We start from the raw sequence: 18,933 nt of genomic DNA on the forward strand, positions 1-18,933 counted from the left end.
CTACGGGGCCTAGGACGGGGATGGCTGGTCGGCGAACGGGCCACGCTGAGACGTCACCGGCTCGTCATCCCAATGCCCGTAGACCGACTCCGTGTTCGAATTGATTTGCGCCGCCAACATCGTCACATCGGTGCCGAGATGCGACGCCATGAAACGCAGGGTGTGCGGCAGCAGGTACGGCGCGTTCGGGCGACCGCGGTAGGGCACGGGCGTGAGGAACGGAGCATCCGTCTCGACCAGGAGCAACGAGCGTGGCGCGCGATCGAGGGCCTCGCGCAGCGTGACCGCGTTCTTGAACGTGACCGTGCCCGCGAACGACATGTACCAGCCGTTCTGCGTGCAGATCTCCGCCAGCTCCTCACCACCCGAGAAGCAGTGGAACACCGTGCGCTCCGGGGCGCCGACGCGCTTCAACGTGGCCACCACATCGTCGTGCGCGTCGCGATCATGAATCTGCAACGCCAGGTTGTTCTTCTTCGCGATCTCGATGTGCGCCTCGAAAGCCCGCATCTGCGCGGCTCGCCCGGCCGGATCGGTCGTGCGGAAATAGTCGAGCCCGGTTTCGCCAACGGCGCGCACGCGCGGCCGAGTAGCCAACGCAGCGATCGCCTCGAGGGCCGCATCGAGCTCACCGCGCGCCTCGAGCACGGCCGTCTCGTTCGGGTGCACCGCCACCGCCGCCAACATGCGCGGCTCGATGGCCGCCATCTCGGCGCCCCACGTGCTCGTCGCCACATCGGTGCCGACCTGCACGATGCCGCGAATACCCACGGCCGACGCGCGGTCGAGCTGTTCGCGATACGTCAGCGGCTCGACGCCGTCGGCGATCTCGAGATGCGTGTGATTGTCGTACACCCCGACGACGAGCGATTCGGGCGTGGGCGGGTAAGAGAGGTCTTTCCGCTCACCCTGGTCGCGCTGTCTGACGTGCTGAGGCTCAGTCATACCCCGACGCTACCGCACCCCCGCGGGGGCCGGTCAGGGTTTGGCGATCAGGGTTGACGAACTGCGGCGCCGAATCTACGCAAGGGGTGACGGGCCTAGGCCGCGGGCGTCTCGATGCGCGGGAACAACGGCTCGAGGCCATTGACGCTCGTGCCCGCCGTCAGCTGACCCCACGTGGCCGCCTCGCGCACCGGCTGAGCCGACAGCTCGCCCAGCACGTCGCGGTGGCCAAGCGCCGTCCACAGCTTCTCGGTGGCCTTCGGCATGATCGGGTGCAGCAGCACGGCCAGCGCGCGCAGCCCCTCGGCCGCCGTGTAGAGCACGGTGCCCAGACGCTCGCGGTTGGCGTCGTCCTTCGACAACTGCCACGGCGCCATGTCGGTGATGTAACCGTTGAGCTCGTCGACGATGGTCCAGATGGCCGACAGGGAGTCGTGGATCGCGAGACGCTCGACGGCCGCATCTGCCGCCGCCGCGGCATCCGCCACGACCTTCTGAATGGCGAGGTCGGCCTCGGATGCCGGGCCCTGGGGCGGCACGACGCCCTCGAAGTAGCGCTCGATCATGGCGACGACACGCGACGCCAGGTTGCCGAAACCGTTGGCCAGCTCGGACTGGTAGCGGGCCGACAGGTCTTCCCAGCTGAACGAGCCGTCTTGACCGAACGTGATGGCACGCATGAAGTAGTAGCGGAAGGCATCCGAACCGAACGTGTCGGTGATCTCGGTGGGCGCGATGCCGGTCAGCTTCGACTTGCTCATCTTCTCGCCGCCGACGAGCAGCCAGCCGTGGCCATAGACCTGGCGCGGGACATCGAGCCCCGCCGCCATGAGCATGGCCGGCCAGATGACCGAGTGGAAACGCAGGATGTCTTTGCCGACGATGTGCGTGGCGGGCCAGCGCCGGTCGAAGTTGGCGTCGTCCTGGCCGTAACCCACGGCCGTGACGTAGTTGAGCAGCGCGTCGAACCACACGTAGACGACGTGCGACTCGTCCCAGGGAACCTTGACGCCCCAGTCGAACGTGGACCGTGAGATCGACAGGTCGCTGAGGCCCTGGCGGATGAACTGCAACATCTCGTTGCGCGCCGAATCGGGCTGCACGAACGTGGGGTTGGACTCGTAGAGATCGATCAACCGCTGCTGGAAGTCGCTCATGCGGAAGAAGTAGTTCTTCTCCTGCAGGCGCTCGACGGGGATCGAGTGGATGGCGCACACCTTCTCGCCCTCGTACTGCCCCGTGCCATCGGCCAGCTCGTTGGGGAGTTTGTACTCCTCACACCCGACGCAGTAGAAGCCCTCGTATTCGCCGGCGTAGATGAAGCCGTCGTCGTACAGCTTCTGCAAGAAGTCCTGCACGGCCTTCTCGTGCCGCGGGTCGGTCGTGCGGATGAAGTCGTCGTTGGCCACGTCGATCGTCTCGATGAGCGGCTTCCAGCTCTGCTCGACGAGTCTGTCGGCCCACTCCTGCGGCGTGACGCCGTTGGCCGTGGCGGTGCGCAAGATCTTCTGGCCGTGCTCGTCGGTGCCCGTGAGCATCCACGTGTCGTCGCCCGCCTGGCGGTGCCAGCGCGCCAAGAAGTCGGTCGCGACCTCGGTGTAGGCGTGGCCGATGTGGGGCGCATCGTTCACATAGAAGATGGGCGTGGTGACGTAGAAGGACTTGCCGCTGGACATGCTTCCCATTCTAGGGTTTCGGGGCGGCGGGCTTTTCGATGGCCGCCTGATAGAGGTCGCGCTTCGACATTCCCGTGGCCTCGGCGACCTCGGCGGCCGCCTCCTTCACGCGCATGCCCCCGGCGACGAGCGCACGCACCTGCCGAATGCCCTCCTCCGCGTCGATGATGCGCTCGGGGGCGCCCTCGACGACCACGCAGATCTCGCCGCGCACGCCCGGGTCGGCCCACAGCGCCAACTCGTGCGCCGTTCCCCGCTTGACCTCTTCGAACATCTTGGTCAGCTCGCGGCACACGACAACGCGCCGGGTGGGGCCGAACGCCGCCTCCCCCGCCATATCGTGCAGCGACGCCGCGAGCCGGTTGGGCGACTCGAAGAACACCATTGTGCGGCGCTCGGCGGCGAGCGCGTGCAGGGCCTGGCGCCGCTCGGACGGCTTGCGCGGCAGGAACCCTTCAAAGCTGAACCGGTCGGTCGGCAGACCCGCGACGGCGAGCGCCGTGATGACGGCCGAGGGACCGGGCAGCGCCGTCACGGTGACACCCGCAAGCGCGGCGGCCTCGACCAGGTGGAAACCCGGGTCGGACACCGTGGGCATGCCGGCATCGCTCAGCACGAGCACGTCTTCGGTCTGAGCGATGGCGACCAGCTCGCCGGCCCGATCGCGCTCGTTGTGATCGTGCAGGGCGATCAGCCGCGGACGGTTCTCGATCTTCAGCCCTGCCAGCAGCCGCACGGTCGTGCGCGTGTCCTCGGCGGCGACGACGGTGGCGTTCTCGAGCGCCTCGACGAGTCTGCGCGACGCGTCGCCGAGGTTTCCGATGGGCGTGGCCGCGAGAATGATCATGGGGCCAGTCTTCCATCACTTCGCCAGCGACTCGCTGTGGCACCATTGCAGAGTGCAGCCCGAGAACCGTGAGCCCCTCGCCGATGTCGTCTTCGGCGCGTCCGCATCCGGTCAGCCCGCCGCGCCAGCGCAGACGGCGGCAGCAGAGGGCCCGGATGCCGCGGCCACACCCTCCGCGACAGCATCCGTAGCGACGGCCGACGCCCCCGGGCAGGGCCGACACGCCGATTCCGAGGACGCCACGGGAACTCGCTCCTCGGGTGCCCGCGCCACCTGGGACCGCATCCTCACCGGCAACCGCGATGGTTCGCACGCCGAGCCGCGACCGACCGAGACTCTTCTGCCCGAGCAGCGCGGCAGCCGCCTCGACGACTGGTTCGGCCGCGTCATCAACTCGCCGCGCCGCCTGCAACTCTGGTACTGGGGCGCCCCCGCGCTCGTCACGCTGCTCGCCGCGGTGCTGCGGCTGTGGAACCTCGGCTACCCGCACACGCTCATCTTCGACGAGACGTTCTATGTGAAGGACGCCTACACGCTCCTGAACAACGGCTACGAGTCGTCGTGGCCGACGGGCGCCGACGAGAAGTTCGCCGCGGGCGACACCGAGATCTTCCTCGACTCCCCCTCTTATGTGGTGCATCCGCCGCTCGGCAAGTGGCTCATCGCCGTGGGCCTCGGCGCGTTCGGGGCCGGCGACGCCTTCGGGTGGCGCGTCTCGACGGCCGTCATCGGCATCCTCGCGGTCGTGCTGATCATGCTCATCGCGCGCAAGCTCTTCGGCAGCACGCTGCTGGCCGTCATGGCCGGGTTCCTGCTCGCGATCGACGGGCACGCCATCGTCATGTCGCGCGTCGCCATTCTCGACAACTCGGTCATGTTCTTCGCGCTCGTGGGGTTCGGCGCGATCCTGCTCGACCGCGACTACACGAACACGCGCATCGCCGTGAAGTTCCGCGTTATGCAGGAAAAGGGCATCATGCCCGACTGGGGGCCCGTGCTGTGGTGGCGCCCCTGGCTGCTCGTCGCCGGCATCGCCTTCGGTGCCACGTGTGCGGTGAAGTGGTCGGGCCTCTACTTCCTGGCATTCTTCGGCGTCTACGTCATCGTCGTGGATGCCCTCAACCGTCGCCGGCTCGGCATCCCCTTCTGGTTGAGCGCGGCGATCCTGAAACAGGGCCCCATCGCCTTCATCCTGATGGTGCCGATCGCGTTCGTCGTCTACCTCTCGTCCTGGACCGGCTGGCTCGTCACGTCGGGTGGTTACTACCGCGACTTCGCCGACCAGCCCGGCAACGCCTGGACGGGCACGTTCGCGTGGGTTCCGCACGCGCTGCAATCGCTGCTGCACTATCACGAGAGCGCCTACTCATACCATGTGGGCCTGCACGAACCGCACCCCTATATGGCGAACCCGCTGGGCTGGCTGCTGCTGCTGCGCCCGACGAGCATGTACTACCAGGCCGTGCCCAATGGCGACTGCTTCTCGGACAACTGCGTGGGCGCCATCACGTCGATCGCCAACCCGCTCATCTGGTGGGCGGCCACAGCGGCCATCCTCTACCTCGTCTACCGCCTCGCCCGCTACCGCGAGTGGCGCGTGGGCCTCATCCTCATGGGCATGGCCGCCGGCTACCTGCCCTGGTTGCTCTACCTCGGCCGCACGGTGTTCCAGTTCTACACGATCGCCTTCGAGCCCTACATGATCCTCGGGCTGGTGTTCACTCTGGGCCTCATCCTCGGCAAGAGAACGGATGAGCGCTACCGACGCACCCGAGGCATCGGCATCGTGGGCGTGTTCCTCGCCGTCGCAACGCTGTTGAGCGCCTTCTGGTACCCGCTCTGGACGGGCACAACTGTTCCGTATTGGTTCTGGCTGATCCATGAGTGGATCCCGTCGTGGATCTAGTCCGGCCGTGAGCATGGCCGGCCCGCCGCCCGTGACGTCGTTCGTCTCGTCATTCGTCTCGTCGCTCGCGACGTCGACGCGGCGCAACCTGCCGGGTCTTGCGATCGCCGGTGTGGCCGTGCTGGTGGCGTGGGGCGTGCACGGCGTGCTGCCGGCCGTGCCCCTCCTGACCGCATGCGTGCTGCTCGGCATTCTCATCGGTCAGCTGCCCGTGACCAGGCGGCTGCTCTCCGGGGTCGCGAAGCCCGGCCTGTCGTTCGCGGCGAAGCGCCTCATGCGCATCGGCGTGGTGCTGCTCGGCCTGAAACTCAGCCTGGTCGACGTGTTCTCGCTCGGCTGGGTGACGCTCGTGTCGACCATCCTGATCGTGTTCGTCACGTTCGGCGCGACGCTGTGGTTCGGTCGGCTGATGAAGCTGCCGGGGCATGAACCGCTGCTCGTCGCCACCGGGTTCTCGATCTGCGGCGCCAGTGCGATCGGCGCTATGGGTGGGGTCGTGCGCGCCGACGAGAAGGAGCAGGCCACGCCCGTCGCGCTCGTGACGTTGTGCGGAACCCTCGCCATCTTCGTGCTGCCGGCGCTGTGGCATCCACTGGGTCTCGACGCCACGCAGTTCGGCCACTGGACCGGGGCCAGCGTGCACGATGTCGGGCAGGTCGTCGCCACCGCGCAGATCGCCGGGCCGTCAGCGCTCGCCGTCGCACTCGTCGTCAAGCTCACGCGTGTGCTCATGCTGGCGCCCATCGTCGGTGTCGCCGGTGTGGTCGTCAGCCGACGGGATGCCGCGAGCGCGCGCCCGGCCACCAAGCGCCCACCCCTCATCCCCCTGTTCGTCGCGGGTTTCGTGGGCGCCGTGCTCGTGCGCACGTTCGTCGATGTGCCCGCGCCGGTTCTCGCGGCGGCCGACACCCTGCAGACCGTGCTGCTCGGTCTCGCCCTCGTCGCGCTCGGTGCAGCCATCCGTGTCGCTTCGCTCGTGCGCACCGGATGGCGGGCGCTCATCGTCGGGCTGGGCTCCTGGGCTCTCATCGCCGCGCTCGCCTTCGGAGCCGTGCAGCTCGGCTGAGCCCAGCGTTCGACCGTTCGGCGAGCCTCACGCGGCAGGCGTGCCGTGGTGACTTCCGCGCGAGCGGCTCGCGCCCGAATCACGCATGAACCCGGCCTCCGACGCCGAATAACAACCTCTCGGCAACCGCTCGTTCACGATCGGTTTGCCACGGCTGCCTAGCGTGAAGGAACGGGCCCGGCGCCATCGCGCCCCCACGCCCGCTCCCCTGCACAGCCGATACGGAGTTCTTTCTTCAATGAGCATTTCTTCAGTCCAGGCGGGGTCTCCCCGCACGCGACGAGTGACACGATTCTCGATCGCGACGCTCGGCACCCTCGGCCTTCTGGCCGGGTCGGTGGCCGTCGCCACGAGCGCCGCGCCCGCCGAAGCAGCCGTCACCTTCCCCACCACCTACCTGAGCACGGCCAACAGCACCTGGACCTACTCGGACAACAACACCGACCCGGCCGCCGGTAACGCCGACCGCCTAGTGTGGACCCAGCCCGCATTCGACGACGCCGCCTGGAAGAGCGCCAAGGGTGCCTTCGGCGCCAAGAACGGCACCAAGAACATCGGTCTCGGCCTCACCATCAACACGCTGTTGAACCAGTACGCCAACGGAACGTCGACCCCCGACGTGAAGACCTATCACTTCCGCTCGGACTTCACGGTCTCGAGCGAGCAGCTCGCCGCCCTGGGCAGCCTCGACGGGACGATCACCTACGACGACGCGGTCCAGATCTTCGTGAACGGCAAGCAGGTTGCCGGCTTCGTCGACGACCTCGTCAAGGCGGCTCCGGAAGCTGAGAAGAACCTCATGTACGCGGGCGCGAGCGGTGGAGATCCCGTTACGAGCACGTTCACGGTTCCCAGCTCAGCGCTGACCGCCGGCCCGAACACCATCGCCATCGCGCTCTACCAGGACCGCGAGAAGAGCTCGGACATCTACCTGGACGTCCCTCGTCTCGCGCCCGTCCTGCCCACCGCACCGGTCCCTCCGAAGGAGGGCGCGACGCTCGGCGACATCGTCATGAACATCGGTACTGACGAAACCTCACGTCGTCTCGCCTGGTACTCCGACATCGACACGACCCAGGTGGCGCAATTCGCCCCGAAATCGGCCATGAGCGGCACCACATTCCCGGCCGCTGCGGCGACCACGGCAACCGCGACGGGAGGCCGCACGACGAGCGACGAGTTCAACCGACACGCGGAGTTCACCGGCCTCGCCGAGAACTCGTCCTACGTCTACCGCGTCGGAAGCCAGGCGGACGGCTGGTCGTCGACCTATGAATTCAGGACCCGTGACTTCGACGGCGACTACAACTTCTTCTTCGTCGGCGATCCTCAGATCGGCGCCTCCGGTAGCGTGGCGAACGACCAGGCCGGCTGGGCCGACACCCTGAAGGTTGCCCAACAGACTTACCCCGACGCCGAGATGCTGTTCTCCGCGGGAGACCAGGTCGAGCACGCGGGCAACGAAGCGGAATACCAGGCGTTCCTCGCCCCCGACGCGGTGCGCGAGCTGCCCGTCGTACCCGTGAACGGCAACCACGACGTGGGCTCCAAGGCTTACGAACAGCACTACAACGAACCCAATGTGGACTACAACTACGGTGCCGGCACAGCCGTGTCGTCGGGCGGCGACTACTGGTTCATGTACAAGGACGTTCTGTACATGGTGCTCAACTCCAACAACCGCGACAACGCGAGCCACAAGGCGTTCCTCGAGAAGGTCGTCGCCGAACAGGGCGCCAAGGCCAAGTGGAAGGTGCTCGCGTTCCACCACTCGATCTACTCCGTCGCCTCGCATGTCGATGACACCGACATCATCGCTCGTCGCGCCGAGCTGCCCACGACCATTTCGGCACTCGGTATCGACCTCGTGCTCATGGGCCACGACCACAACTACACCCGCACCTACTTGATCAAGGACGGCGTCGTCGCCAACCCCGACGAGGCCGCCGCCCAGGGCACGGTCGAAGCAAAGGATGGCGAAGTCCTCTACGTCACCGCAAACTCCGCCAGCGGCTCGAAGTACTACAACACCAACGAGACCTTCCCGCACCCGTGGGCATCCGTCATCAACCAGGAGCGCGTGCGCAACTACTCGAACATCCAGGTCACCGATGATGCAATCACCGTCACGACCCTGCGCTCGCAGCAGAACGGCACCGCCTCACCCGTGAACAGCGTCGTCGACAAGGTCACGCTCGAACGTGCGGATGTCACACCGCCCGTTCTGACCGTGCCCGCGGCCTCGTCCATCCAGACCGGTTCGACCTTCGACCCCGCCACGGGCGTCACCGCCACCGACGACAAGGATGGCGATCTCACGTCGGCCGTCACCGTCGCAGGCACCGTCGACACCGTCAGCGAGGGCACCTACACGCTCACCTACAGCGTGACGGATGCTGCCGGCAACACCACCACGGCAACCCGCCAGGTTACCGTGGCCGACGGCGCGTTCACGCAGCGCGGCCTGCCCACCATCACGGGTGACGCCCGCGTCGGCGAGACCCTCACAGCCTCGGCCGGCGAGTGGACGCCCGCCCCGACGGGTGTGGCCTACCAGTGGCTGCGTGCCGGTCAGCCGATCGACGGCGCCACGTCAGCCACCTACACCCCGGTCGCCGCGGATTCCGCCTCGGCACTCTCGGTGCGCGTGACCGTCTCGGCAGCGAACTACGCCGACGCCGTGGCCTCCTCGGCCGCCGTCGCCGTGGCCCCTGCCGCCGAACCGACGCCCGCGCCGACCCCGGCGCCCACGACGGCTCCGACCGCTGCACCCACGACCGCGCCCACCGCGCAGCCGACCGGCGCTCCGGCCGCCGACCCGACGACCAGCCCGCTGCCGGGTGCGTCGAACGGCGCGCTGCCCTCGACCGGTAGCGAGACCGCCGCGGGCCTCAGCCTGCTGGCCGTGTTGCTGCTCGTCGCCGGCGGAACGTTCGTCGCCCTGCGCCGCACGCGTCGCCACAGCTAGTCCCCGGGCGGTGGCCCGGCCGGTGAGAGCCGAGCCGGGCCACCGCCCTCCTGCACTACGCACTACGCACTACGCTTCATCCGCACCATGCGCGGTGTCACCGGCCGACACGACCGGGCACCGCGCCGCACTCGTTCTGAGGAAATCATGTCGACGTCTCACTGCCCGTTCCCGCTTACCCTCGCCGGGACGATCGGCCTCGCCGCCCTCCTCTTAGCGGCGACGACGGCCTGCACCAGCGCCGCACCCACGGACGGCGGCCCGCAGGCATCCACCTCTCTGAGCACCGAGGACATCGCCGACACGTCGGCTACCCGGCCTTCTCCCGGCGCGACGTTGCCGCCGGTCGCGGCTCCCCCCGCATCCACCGACCGCCTCGCCAGTTTCACGGTGCGCATCGTCGCCGCCGACGACGCCCTCTCGGCATCCGGCACCGCTGCGGCCATCGCCTTCGCCGAACAGAACGGCGCGGATGTCGAAGCCTCCGTCTCGGCCGCGGGCGACGACGACGCCTTCGCCGCCCACCTCGAGGAAGCCGTCGCCGCAGCGCCGAGTGTCATCCTTACCGTCGGCCCGAACGCAATCGACCTGGTCGACTCGGCCTCGGCCAACAACCTCGGCCAGCTCTTCCTGCTCGTCGGGGCCCAGCTGCCCGAACCGACGGCAAACGTCACCGCGGCGGTGTGGCCGGGCGCCGACTCGCGCGGCACGGTCTCGATGGCCGAGACATCCCCCGAAGCTTTCACGGCTCACGTCGACGCAGGCCTCGAAGCCGGTTTCGCCGCCATCCTCGCGGACGAGACGGGCTACGTCTACGAACTTTCCGTCCAGTAGCACGACCGGCAGCGACTCGAGCGTCTCCGCCAGGCCGCCCCGCGTATTCGCGGACAGGACCGCCTCGCATGGGCTGGTCGAGCTGCGAGGAGAACTAAGCGGGCAGGATCTCGGAGAGCAGCTGGTCGATGCGGCGCTTGATGTCGTCGCGGATCGGCCGCACCGACTCGATGCCCTGGCCAGCCGGGTCGTCGAGCTGCCAGTCCTCGTAGCGCTTGCCCGGGAAGATCGGGCACGCGTCGCCGCAGCCCATCGTGATGACCACGTCCGCCTGTTTGACGGCATCCACCGTCAGGATCTTGGGCACGTTCCCTGCGATGTCGATGCCCTCTTCGGCCATGGCCTCGATGGCGACGGGGTTGATCTCGTCCTTCGGTTCGCTGCCGGCGCTGAAGACGTCGACGCGGTCGCCGGCGAGGGCGCTCAGGTAGCCGGCCGCCATCTGCGAACGGCCGGCGTTGTGCACGCACACGAAAAGCACGGCGGGTTTGTCGGTCATGTGCTCGCCCTACTCGTCATCCGAGACAGCTTCGTCGTTGTCGAGCGCCTCTTCGTCGGGACCCATCAGCAGGAACAGGCCAGCGTAAGGCTCGAGCCGCACGGCGAAGGTCTGCAGGTCGTCGACCCGCCCGATCTCGAGGCCGGATGCCGCATCGATGACGGCACGGCGCGGGATGAGTTCGCTCGACCGCACGCTGCCCTCGATGGGCTGGTCGGTGAAGTTCAGCACCGTGACCTGCAGGGGCGCGTCATCCCAATCGGCCTTGCCGCCGTCGAGGCGGTGCACCATGACGAGCATGCCGGGGTGCGAGACATCCGGAACGTCGACCTGCGTGCCGATCGCGATGTCGTTGGCGTCGCGGATGGCCAGCAGCTCTTTCAGCTGCGAGGCGAACGAGTCGGGGCGCTGCAGCTGGTCGGGCAGCGTGCCGTAGAGCGAGCGACCGCGGGGCATGCCGGATGCCGACGCCACCGCCTCCTCGTCGAAGCCCATCAGGTCGTGGGCGGCGCGTTCGATCCAGCGCGTGTCGCCCTCGGCGATGAGCTCGGAGACCTGTTCGGAGGGCAGCGGCAGGGCGCCCACGAGGTCCCAGGCGGAGAGCGCGAAGACGCCCGGCTGCCACGCGTTGAAGCGCGCGAGCAGCAGGTGGGCGCGGGCGATCATGTCCACGTCGTCCTCGCGGATCTTGTCGAGCTCGTTGAAGCCCTGGGCCGCCGCGATGACCGAGGCCGTCGTGCAGGCGATGCCGTTGGTCGTGAACACGCGGTTGTAGGGCGCGTTCTCGCCCGTGAGGCGTTCGATCATGTCGGCGCGGATCGTCTCGGCAAGGTCGCCGCCCGCCATCTGCTGGTCGCGGAACGTGTACTCGTCGGCGCAGTGCAGCGTGGCCCAGTGCACCAGCTCGTAGGTGAGCTCGTCGTGGTTCTGCAGGGCGTGCACGAGCTGAACGGGTTGCACATCGGTCTCGAGCGACGTGCGCAGCGTGAGGCGCAGGAACTCGGTGTCGCCCATGGCCAGCGCGTGCTGGTAGGCGGGCCGGTTGATGAAGTCGTAGGACAGGTCGGCCCCCACACGGCCGGTGTTGCGGATGTCTTCGACCGTGAGGTTGAGCTCCTGGAACGTGAAGCCGCCCACCTTGCGCACCATGCTGGCGATGAGGTGGTTGGCGGCCTCGGACAGTGGGTGACCCTCTGACCAGGCCGGCATGCCCTCTGCGCTCTTCTCCACGCCGAGGAACCCGTTGGCGTCGAGGCGCAGGGCCGTCGAGCCGAGGTCGCCGAGCGAGTGCAGGGCGTCACCGATGACGAGGCGCATGCCCGCGAAGGTGGGGTCGAGCCAGTTGATAGAGGGCTGACCCTGCTTGAAGTAGTGCAGGTAGACCCAACGGCGGGTGCGGCCGTCGACGCCCAACACGGGTGCCGTGGCGCTCCAGTTGGTCTCCTTCACGCCGGGCGCGTAGAAGATGACGCGCTGCAGGGCGCCGATGATGTAACCCTGGTCGGCCAGGCTCTGCTCGGCCGCGGCGTCGAGGTTGACGGCATCCCGACCCTCGGGCACGTCGGGCAACAGGGGCCAGTCCGCCTCGGGGATTTCGATCATGTGGTAGATGCCGGGGAAGTCTTTATAGGCCATCTCGGCGAGGCGGAAGTCGGCGCCCTTGCCCGTGTGACCGGGCACGATGTCGTCGATGACGCTGCCCGAGTACTGGTCGGCCACGTCGCAGAGCGAGCGGAACTCGTCTTCCGTGCCGAACGCGGGGTCGATCTGCGTGGAGATACGGTCGAAGTGACCGTCGACGCTGGCCGTCTGGCGCCAGCCGGTCAGGCCGCCGGCGCGCTTCACGGGGCCCGTGTGCACGGCGTCGATGCCGATGCGCTCGAAGGCGCGCCACAGGTCTTCGTCACCGAGGGCGCCGAGGTAGGACTGGCCGGGGCGCGTGATGAGCGAGATCGGGTAGGCGGTGAACCACACCGAAGCCGACTGGATGGCGCGGCGCGCGTCAGGCCGGGCATACGGGTTGCGCCACATGCTGGGCTGGCCGGAGTGCTGACGGCTGAGGACATCGGCGTCGCCGAGCATCGACTGACGCACCAACCAGGCCACGTAGGCCGGGTTCGAACCGTCGGGTTCGCGGGGGTCGAGCTTCGAGCGCGTGATGCCCGAGGTGCGCAGGTGGGCGCTCGGGCGCAGGCGCTTCGGGCGGGCCGGATAGCGCTCCTCGTCGTACGAAATCTCTGCCGCTTCCGGCACCGTGTCGGGTGTCGTCTCGGGGGTGACGTCAGTGCTGTCGTACTCAGGGGTTTCCGTCATGGTCTTAGTAGATCACGCCCGGGAGAACGCCCGCACCCCCTACCGGCCGCGGCCGCCGATGTGGTGGAATGCGGACGCGGCGGCAGGGGCGGGGTGTCCGCCTTCAGCGGGTCCCTTCGGCTTGCGCGAGGGCTAGTGGCCGTCGACCATTTTGAGGCCGACGACGCAGCCGACGAGGCCGAGGATGAGGAGGATCTTGATGACCGAGATCGATTCGCCGCCGAAGACCATGGCGTAGACGACCGTGAGGCTGGCACCGATTCCGACCCAGACGGCGTAGGCCGTGCCGACGGAGATGTCGCGCATGGCGAAGGCGAGGCCGCCCATGCTGGCGATGAGGGCGACGCCGAAGATGATGGTCGGCCAGAGCTTCGTGAAGCCCTCCGACTTGCCGAGGGCCGTGGCCCAGACGGCCTCGAGGATGCCCGACACGATGAGGATGATCCAAGCCATGACTGTTACTCACTTTCGTGGTCAGTCTTGTCGCTTTCCGGGTACTGCGCCCTCGTCCGGATGCCGCTCTCGCTGCGGCACTCCCCCAGTATGCCAAACCGGCCTGATCACGGCCTGTGCAACCGGGTGCCCGCGAGCGCCGAGCAAAGAATAGGGCGTGGATGCGGCATCCCACCGTCTATGACGATGCGTTACGGCCGCGCCTCCACTGTCAGTTGCCGCGACTAATCTGGGGCGTATGGCAGATCGCGAATACGGTTTCCGCACGCGTGCGATTCACGCGGGCAACATCCCCGACCAGGTGACGGGGGCGCGCGCGCTGCCCATTTACCAGTCGACCGCTTTCGTGTTCGACGACACGGCCGACGCCGCGGCTCGGTTCGCGCTGCAGAAGTACGGCAACATCTACTCGCGCCTGTCGAACCCCACGGTGGCGAGCTTCGAAGAGCGCGTGGCCAGCCTCGAGGGCGGGCTCGGCGCTGTGGCCACCGCATCCGGTCTTGCGGCCCAGTACATCGTGTTCGCCTCACTGGCGGGCGCGGGCGACCACATCGTCGCCTCGGCCAACCTCTACGGCGGGTCGATCACACAATTGGATGTCACGCTGCGCCGTTTCGGGGTCGAGACCACGTTCGTGGGCTCCTCGAACGCCGAGGACTACGCGGCCGCCATCACGCCCCGCACCAAGGTGCTCTTCGCCGAGACCGTGGCCAACCCGTCGGGTGAGATCGCCGATATCGAGGCGCTCGCCGATGTGGCCCACGCCCATGGCATCCCGCTCGTCATCGACTCGACTATTGCCACGCCTTACCTCAACCGCCCGATCGAGTGGGGTGCCGACATCGTCACGCACTCGGCCACCAAGTTCTTGGGTGGGCACGGCACCACGGTGGGTGGGCTGGTCGTCGAGAGCGGTCGGTTCGACTACTCGGCCGATAAGTTCCCCCTCTTCCACGAGCCCGTCGCCAGCTATGGCGGGTTGACGTGGGCCGGCAACTTCGGCGAATACGCCTTCCTCACGCGCCTGCGCGCCGAACAGCTGCGCGACATGGGACCCGTTTTGTCGGCCCAATCCGCCTTCCAGCTGGCGCAGGGCGTCGAGACGCTGCCCTACCGGATCGACGCGCATGTGGCGAACGCCCGGGCCGTGGCCGAATGGCTCGACGCCGACCCGCGCATCGAGGCCGTCAACTGGGCGGGGCTGCCCGCGCATCCGCATCACGAGCGCGCCAACAAGTACCTGCCGAAGGGGCCGGGTTCGGTGTTCACGTTCGAGGTCAAGGGCGGCCGTCCCGTCGGGCAGAAGCTCATCGAATCGGTCAACCTGGCCAGCCACCTCGCCAACATCGGCGACGCCAAGACGCTCATCATCCACCCGGCGTCCACCACGCACGCGCAGTTGACCGAGCAGCAGCTGCTCGAGGCCGGCGTGCGGCCAGGCGTGGTGCGTTTGAGCGTGGGCATCGAAGACCCCGACGACATCATCTACGACCTCGACCAGGCACTCGCCCAGGCAGTGGAGGCATGAGCATGAGCACCGCAACCGGCACCGCCGGCACCCCCAGCACCGTCGAGAGCACGTCGACCGGCATCGACGGCAGCGCCGCGGCATCCACCGGTGGCGACACCGTGAACGCCGTGCTCGCCAACGGCCTCAGCTGCCAGCTGCCCGCCGACTCGCCCCTCGCCCGCCTGCTGAAATCGCAGCGCACCTGGGAGGGCCCCGACGCCAAGAAGCGACTCGGAATCCTGCGTCGCGCGAAGTCCATCGCCATCGTGGGTGCGTCGTCGAACCCGTCGCGCTCGAGCTACTTCGTCGGCACCTACCTGTTGCAGTCGACCGACTACCGCGTGTACTTCGTCAACCCGAACGCCACCGAGATCCTCGGGCAGAAGGCTTACCCCGACCTCGCGTCGCTGCCCGAAGTGCCCGACATCGTCGACGTGTTCCGCAAGGCCAGCGACATCCCGTCGGTCGTCGAGGAGGTCGCGGCGGTCGGCTCACCCGTCATGTGGGTGCAGCTCGGCATCTGGAACGAGGATGCGGCGCGCGATGCCGAAGCTCGCGGCATCGAGGTCGTCATGGACCGCTGCGTCAAGATCGAGCACGCGAGATTCCACGGCGGCCTGCACCTCATGGGATTCGATACCGGGCAGATCACGGCGCGCAAGACGATTCGCTGAGCGGGCTGGCTTCCGCCCGATGATAACGGCAGGTCCAGTGGGAATCGAGCCCCTGGATTGCCCGATGCCTCGGGCGTAGGTTCGTAGAATGAGCCAAAGAATTCTGATCCTCGGCGGCGGATACGCCGGCCTCTACGCTGCGAAAAGCCTGCAGAACCAGAGCGATGCGCTCCTCGAGATCACCGTCGTCGATGCCAACCCCTACATGACCTACCAGCCGTTGCTGCCCGAAGTGGCCGGCGGACACGTCAACCCCGCCGACGTCACCATCGACCTGCGACGCACCCTGCGCCACTGCACCGTGCTGCGCGGCACCGTCACCGACCTCGACGTCGAACAGAAGACCGCGAACATCGACCTGCTCAACGATCAAGAAATCTCGATCGACTACGACCAGGTCATCCTGGCGCTCGGCGCCGTCACGCGCGTGTTCCCCACCCCCGGGCTGAAAGAGAACGCCGTCGGGTTCAAGACCGTCGAAGAAGCCGTCTACACCCACAACCGGGTGCTCGAGCAGGTGGCACGCGCCGCCGAAACCACCGACGAGGCTGAGAAGCGCAAAGCTCTCACCTTCGTGTTCGTGGGCGGCGGCTACACCGGCGTCGAGGCTCTCAGCGAACTGTCCGACCTGTCGAAAAACGCCGTGCGCAATCATCCGTCGCTCGACGAATCAGACCTGCACTGGGTGCTCATCGAAGCGCTCGACCGCGTGGCGCCCGAAGTCGGCCCCGAGCTCTCGAAGTGGACACTGCAGGCGTTGCGCGACCGCGGCATCGACATCCGCCTCGAGACAACCATTGAGTCGTGCGAAAACGGCGATGTGGTCTTGAAGGGCGGCGAAGTCATCCCCGCGAACACCATCGTGTGGACCGCTGGCGTACAGCCCAACCCGCTCTACAAGAGCACCAACGTGCCGCTCGGGCCCAAGGGTCACGTCATCGCCAACGCGCATTTGCAGGTCATGCGTGAGGATGGCTCGATCGTCGACGGCGCCTGGGCACTCGGCGACAACGCGCAGGTGCCCGACCTCACGGCCGCCAAGCAGCCCGCCTACTACCCGCCCAACGCGCAGAACGCCATGCGGCAGGCGCCCGTGGCCGCGAAGAACGTGGTGTCGAGCATCCTGTCGCGCCCGCTCGTCGAATACCGCCACGAATCGCTCGGCACGATCGCCAGCTACGGCATCGGGCACGGTGCCGCCAACGTCAAGGGCATCAAGCTGAAGAACCTTCCGGCCTGGCTGATGCACCGCGCCTACCACGGGGCCGTCATCCCGACCTTCCACCGCAAGATCCGAGTGTTCATCGGATGGTTCGCCGAGGCGTTGACGTCCCGCGAGACGACGGCCATGACGGCGCTCGAAACGCCGCGCAAGGCGTTCACGGCCGCGTTCGGAAAGTCGCGCGCGAAGAACTGACCGTGGCCGGGCTCAGGCGGGCAGCGACGACTCGATGAGCGAGACGATCTCGGGGGCGTCGGGCTCGACCGTGGGGCGGAAGCGGTGCACGCGGCCGTCGGGCGTGATGACGAACTTTTCGAAGTTCCACTTCACGCGGCCCGCCTTGCCATCGGCATCCTCGGCCTTCGTCAGCTCCTGGTAGAGCGGGTGAGCCGAGCGGCCGTTCACCTTCACCTTCTCGAACATGGGGAATGTGACGCCCCACGTCATCGAGCAGTACTCCTTGATCTTGTCCTCGTCGCTGAGTTCCTGCAGAAACTGGTTGCTCGGAAAACCGAGCACCGTGAAGCCGCGGTCGCCGTAGGTCTTCTGCAGCTGCTCGAGCTTCTCGTACTGCGGGGCCAGGCCGCACCGCGAGGCCACGTTGACGATGAGCTTCACGCGCGCATAGTCGGCGAGGGTTGCGGCATCCCCGTCGATGGTGGTGATTTCGATGGAGTCGAGGGCGTCGGTCACGGTGTCTTCTCTCTGAGTGGCGTCACGCGGTGAGCGTTGTTCGACTCTAACCCCGCCGGTTGGATGTCGGAGCTCACGTGGGTGCACAGTGGTGCCATCTGGAGTAAAAACGCAGGGTCTGGCCACTGGCCACCTGGGCCGGATCACTCGATGCCGCGTGCCTGCGCAGGTCCTTACTACCCGCTACCGGGCGCCGGTTTCTCTTGTTCATTGGTCAGCGCACGCTGTATATTCATTGTATGCTGACCAGTGCTCCCCGACTCGACGTTCTCGGCCGCCTCGGGCGTGCGCTCGCAGATCCGACCCGCTCACGCATCCTCATGGCTTTGCTCGAAGGGCCCGGATACCCCGCCCAGCTCGCGCGCGACCTCGACCTCACGCGGTCGAACGTGTCCAACCACCTGAGCTGCCTGCGCGGCTGCGGAATCGTCGTGGCACTGCCTGAGGGGCGGCAGACGCGCTATGAGATCTCAGACCCTCACCTGACTCGCGCTCTCGAGGCCCTCGTCGACGTCGTCCTGGCCGTCGACGACGGGCGCGACTGCGAAGACGATGCGTGCGATGTGCCGCTGTGCTGCGGAACCGGAACCGGAACCGCCGTGGGGTCGCGGCGATGAGCGCGGTGCTGGAGACATCGCGCCGCGACACGTTGCGTCGCCGCATCCGCTGGATTGTGGCAGGAACCATCGCCTACAACGTGGTCGAGGCGATCATCGCACTCGCGGCCGGTTCGGTGGCATCATCCGCTGCTCTAATCGGGTTCGGGCTGGACTCGATCGTCGAGGTATTGTCGGCGGCGGCCGTGGCATGGCAGTTCGCGGCGCCCGACCCCGAGCGTCGTGAGAAGACGGCCCTGCGCGTCATTGCCGTATCGTTCTTCGGGCTCGCGGCATATGTGAGTGTCGACGCGATCCTCTCGCTGGTGGGGATGCGCGAGGCCGATCACAGCCCTGTCGGCATCGTGCTCGCGGCCGTCAGCCTCGTCATCATGCCCGGACTCAGCTGGATCGAACGCCGCACCGGACGCGAGCTCGGCTCGGCATCCGCGATCGCTGATTCGAAACAAACGCTCATCTGCAGCTACCTGTCGGCGGCCCTGCTCGTGGGCCTGCTGCTCAACTCATTGCTGGGGTGGGCCTGGGCCGACTCGGTCGCCGCCCTCGTGATCGCCGTCTTCGCCGTGCGCGAGGGGCTCGAGGCGTGGAAGGGCGAAAGCTGCACCGTGCCCGTCTCGGCACTCACGGGCGAACGCGAGGTCGAAGCCTGCGAGTGTTGCGCGCCGGCTCGCTGATGGGCTCGTTGGGCACCGACTAGCCCCAGCGACCCC

At 67.6% G+C, this 18,933-nt stretch carries 16 protein-coding genes and 1 riboswitch; of the genes, 9 read left to right on the forward strand and 7 right to left on the reverse strand.

Annotated features, from left to right (window positions below; genetic code table 11):
• Positions 1 to 9: 9 nt before the first annotated feature.
• The 3 genes from ALI44B_RS05535 to rsmI form a co-directional block, all read right to left on the reverse strand.
• Entirely contained in the window at positions 10 to 945 is a 936-nt protein-coding gene (locus ALI44B_RS05535; protein ID WP_077053647.1) for a TatD family hydrolase, read from the reverse strand.
• A gap of 95 nt (positions 946 to 1,040) precedes the next feature.
• Positions 1,041 to 2,621: a methionine--tRNA ligase gene (metG, locus tag ALI44B_RS05540; RefSeq protein WP_077054011.1), complete on the reverse strand. Its 1,581-nt coding sequence runs from the start codon at positions 2,619 to 2,621 to the stop codon at positions 1,041 to 1,043.
• A gap of 10 nt (positions 2,622 to 2,631) precedes the next feature.
• Complete coding sequence (rsmI, locus tag ALI44B_RS05545) at positions 2,632 to 3,468, reverse strand: 16S rRNA (cytidine(1402)-2'-O)-methyltransferase (protein ID WP_077053648.1); 837 nt, start codon at positions 3,466 to 3,468, stop codon at positions 2,632 to 2,634.
• Here rsmI and ALI44B_RS05550 point away from each other — a divergent pair.
• The 4 genes from ALI44B_RS05550 (at position 3,467) to ALI44B_RS05580 (ending at position 10,242) form a co-directional block, all read left to right on the forward strand.
• Positions 3,467 to 5,374, forward strand: coding sequence for a dolichyl-phosphate-mannose--protein mannosyltransferase (locus tag ALI44B_RS05550; protein ID WP_083709569.1), 1,908 nt, complete (start codon positions 3,467 to 3,469; stop codon positions 5,372 to 5,374). The genes rsmI and ALI44B_RS05550 overlap by 2 nt on opposite strands.
• Positions 5,375 to 5,387: 13 nt before the next feature.
• Positions 5,388 to 6,440: a putative sulfate exporter family transporter gene (locus ALI44B_RS05555; protein WP_083709689.1), complete on the forward strand. Its 1,053-nt coding sequence runs from the start codon at positions 5,388 to 5,390 to the stop codon at positions 6,438 to 6,440.
• A gap of 238 nt (positions 6,441 to 6,678) precedes the next feature.
• The gene (locus ALI44B_RS15520) at positions 6,679 to 9,408 is read left to right on the forward strand and encodes an immunoglobulin-like domain-containing protein (RefSeq protein ID WP_083709570.1); all 2,730 of its coding nucleotides are present in this window, start codon (positions 6,679 to 6,681) and stop codon (positions 9,406 to 9,408) included.
• Positions 9,409 to 9,555: 147 nt separating this feature from the next.
• Entirely contained in the window at positions 9,556 to 10,242 is a 687-nt protein-coding gene (locus tag ALI44B_RS05580; RefSeq protein ID WP_077053649.1) for a hypothetical protein, read from the forward strand.
• Positions 10,243 to 10,336: 94 nt separating this feature from the next.
• Here ALI44B_RS05580 and ALI44B_RS05585 read toward each other — a convergent pair whose 3' ends face one another.
• The 3 genes from ALI44B_RS05585 to ALI44B_RS05595 all read right to left on the reverse strand — a co-directional run bounded on the left by ALI44B_RS05585 (position 10,337) and on the right by ALI44B_RS05595 (position 13,507).
• Positions 10,337 to 10,741: an arsenate reductase ArsC gene (locus tag ALI44B_RS05585; protein WP_077053650.1), complete on the reverse strand. Its 405-nt coding sequence runs from the start codon at positions 10,739 to 10,741 to the stop codon at positions 10,337 to 10,339.
• A gap of 9 nt (positions 10,742 to 10,750) precedes the next feature.
• Positions 10,751 to 13,054 (reverse strand): maltose alpha-D-glucosyltransferase, encoded by a 2,304-nt coding sequence (treS, locus tag ALI44B_RS05590; protein WP_083709571.1) that lies wholly within the window; start codon positions 13,052 to 13,054, stop codon positions 10,751 to 10,753.
• A gap of 132 nt (positions 13,055 to 13,186) precedes the next feature.
• Positions 13,187 to 13,507: a DMT family transporter gene (locus tag ALI44B_RS05595; protein ID WP_077053651.1), complete on the reverse strand. Its 321-nt coding sequence runs from the start codon at positions 13,505 to 13,507 to the stop codon at positions 13,187 to 13,189.
• A gap of 17 nt (positions 13,508 to 13,524) precedes the next feature.
• Positions 13,525 to 13,591, reverse strand: a riboswitch (guanidine-III (ykkC-III) riboswitch).
• Between the two features lie 154 nt (positions 13,592 to 13,745).
• On the opposite strand from ALI44B_RS05595, the gene ALI44B_RS05600 reads away from it, so the two are divergent.
• The 3 genes from ALI44B_RS05600 to ALI44B_RS05610 all read left to right on the forward strand — a co-directional run bounded on the left by ALI44B_RS05600 (position 13,746) and on the right by ALI44B_RS05610 (position 17,108).
• Entirely contained in the window at positions 13,746 to 15,035 is a 1,290-nt protein-coding gene (locus tag ALI44B_RS05600; RefSeq protein WP_077053652.1) for an O-acetylhomoserine aminocarboxypropyltransferase/cysteine synthase family protein, read from the forward strand.
• Between the two features lie 164 nt (positions 15,036 to 15,199).
• Positions 15,200 to 15,691, forward strand: a complete 492-nt coding sequence (locus tag ALI44B_RS05605; RefSeq protein WP_238592143.1) for a CoA-binding protein — start codon at positions 15,200 to 15,202, stop codon at positions 15,689 to 15,691.
• Positions 15,692 to 15,779: 88 nt separating this feature from the next.
• The gene (locus ALI44B_RS05610; RefSeq protein ID WP_077053653.1) at positions 15,780 to 17,108 is read left to right on the forward strand and encodes an NAD(P)/FAD-dependent oxidoreductase; all 1,329 of its coding nucleotides are present in this window, start codon (positions 15,780 to 15,782) and stop codon (positions 17,106 to 17,108) included.
• A gap of 12 nt (positions 17,109 to 17,120) precedes the next feature.
• Here ALI44B_RS05610 and ALI44B_RS05615 read toward each other — a convergent pair whose 3' ends face one another.
• Positions 17,121 to 17,606: a glutathione peroxidase gene (locus ALI44B_RS05615; RefSeq protein ID WP_077053654.1), complete on the reverse strand. Its 486-nt coding sequence runs from the start codon at positions 17,604 to 17,606 to the stop codon at positions 17,121 to 17,123.
• 239 nt (positions 17,607 to 17,845) lie between these two features.
• On the opposite strand from ALI44B_RS05615, the gene cmtR reads away from it, so the two are divergent.
• Positions 17,846 to 18,223, forward strand: a complete 378-nt coding sequence (gene cmtR, locus ALI44B_RS05620; protein ID WP_077053655.1) for a Cd(II)/Pb(II)-sensing metalloregulatory transcriptional regulator CmtR — start codon at positions 17,846 to 17,848, stop codon at positions 18,221 to 18,223.
• Positions 18,220 to 18,897, forward strand: coding sequence for a cation efflux transmembrane domain-containing protein (locus ALI44B_RS05625; RefSeq protein ID WP_077053656.1), 678 nt, complete (start codon positions 18,220 to 18,222; stop codon positions 18,895 to 18,897). Before cmtR ends, ALI44B_RS05625 begins: the two co-directional genes overlap by 4 nt.
• Positions 18,898 to 18,933 lie beyond the last annotated feature (36 nt).

This window comes from Leifsonia sp. ALI-44-B, from assembly GCF_001984125.1.
Taxonomy (GTDB): Bacteria; Actinomycetota; Actinomycetes; order Actinomycetales; family Microbacteriaceae; genus Okibacterium.

Coding starts and splice junctions, on each gene's coding strand:
- ALI44B_RS05535 (WP_077053647.1), bottom strand. CDS start 945: ATGACTGAGCCTCAGCACGTCAGACAGCGCGACCAGGGTGAGCGGAAA.
- metG (WP_077054011.1), bottom strand. CDS start 2,621: ATGTCCAGCGGCAAGTCCTTCTACGTCACCACGCCCATCTTCTATGTG.
- ALI44B_RS05550 (WP_083709569.1), top strand. CDS start 3,467: ATGGGGCCAGTCTTCCATCACTTCGCCAGCGACTCGCTGTGGCACCAT.
- rsmI (WP_077053648.1), bottom strand. CDS start 3,468: ATGATCATTCTCGCGGCCACGCCCATCGGAAACCTCGGCGACGCGTCG.
- ALI44B_RS05555 (WP_083709689.1), top strand. CDS start 5,388: ATGGCCGGCCCGCCGCCCGTGACGTCGTTCGTCTCGTCATTCGTCTCG.
- ALI44B_RS15520 (WP_083709570.1), top strand. CDS start 6,679: ATGAGCATTTCTTCAGTCCAGGCGGGGTCTCCCCGCACGCGACGAGTG.
- ALI44B_RS05580 (WP_077053649.1), top strand. CDS start 9,556: ATGTCGACGTCTCACTGCCCGTTCCCGCTTACCCTCGCCGGGACGATC.
- ALI44B_RS05585 (WP_077053650.1), bottom strand. CDS start 10,741: ATGACCGACAAACCCGCCGTGCTTTTCGTGTGCGTGCACAACGCCGGC.
- treS (WP_083709571.1), bottom strand. CDS start 13,054: ATGACGGAAACCCCTGAGTACGACAGCACTGACGTCACCCCCGAGACG.
- ALI44B_RS05595 (WP_077053651.1), bottom strand. CDS start 13,507: ATGGCTTGGATCATCCTCATCGTGTCGGGCATCCTCGAGGCCGTCTGG.
- ALI44B_RS05600 (WP_077053652.1), top strand. CDS start 13,746: ATGGCAGATCGCGAATACGGTTTCCGCACGCGTGCGATTCACGCGGGC.
- ALI44B_RS05610 (WP_077053653.1), top strand. CDS start 15,780: ATGAGCCAAAGAATTCTGATCCTCGGCGGCGGATACGCCGGCCTCTAC.
- cmtR (WP_077053655.1), top strand. CDS start 17,846: ATGCTGACCAGTGCTCCCCGACTCGACGTTCTCGGCCGCCTCGGGCGT.
- ALI44B_RS05625 (WP_077053656.1), top strand. CDS start 18,220: ATGAGCGCGGTGCTGGAGACATCGCGCCGCGACACGTTGCGTCGCCGC.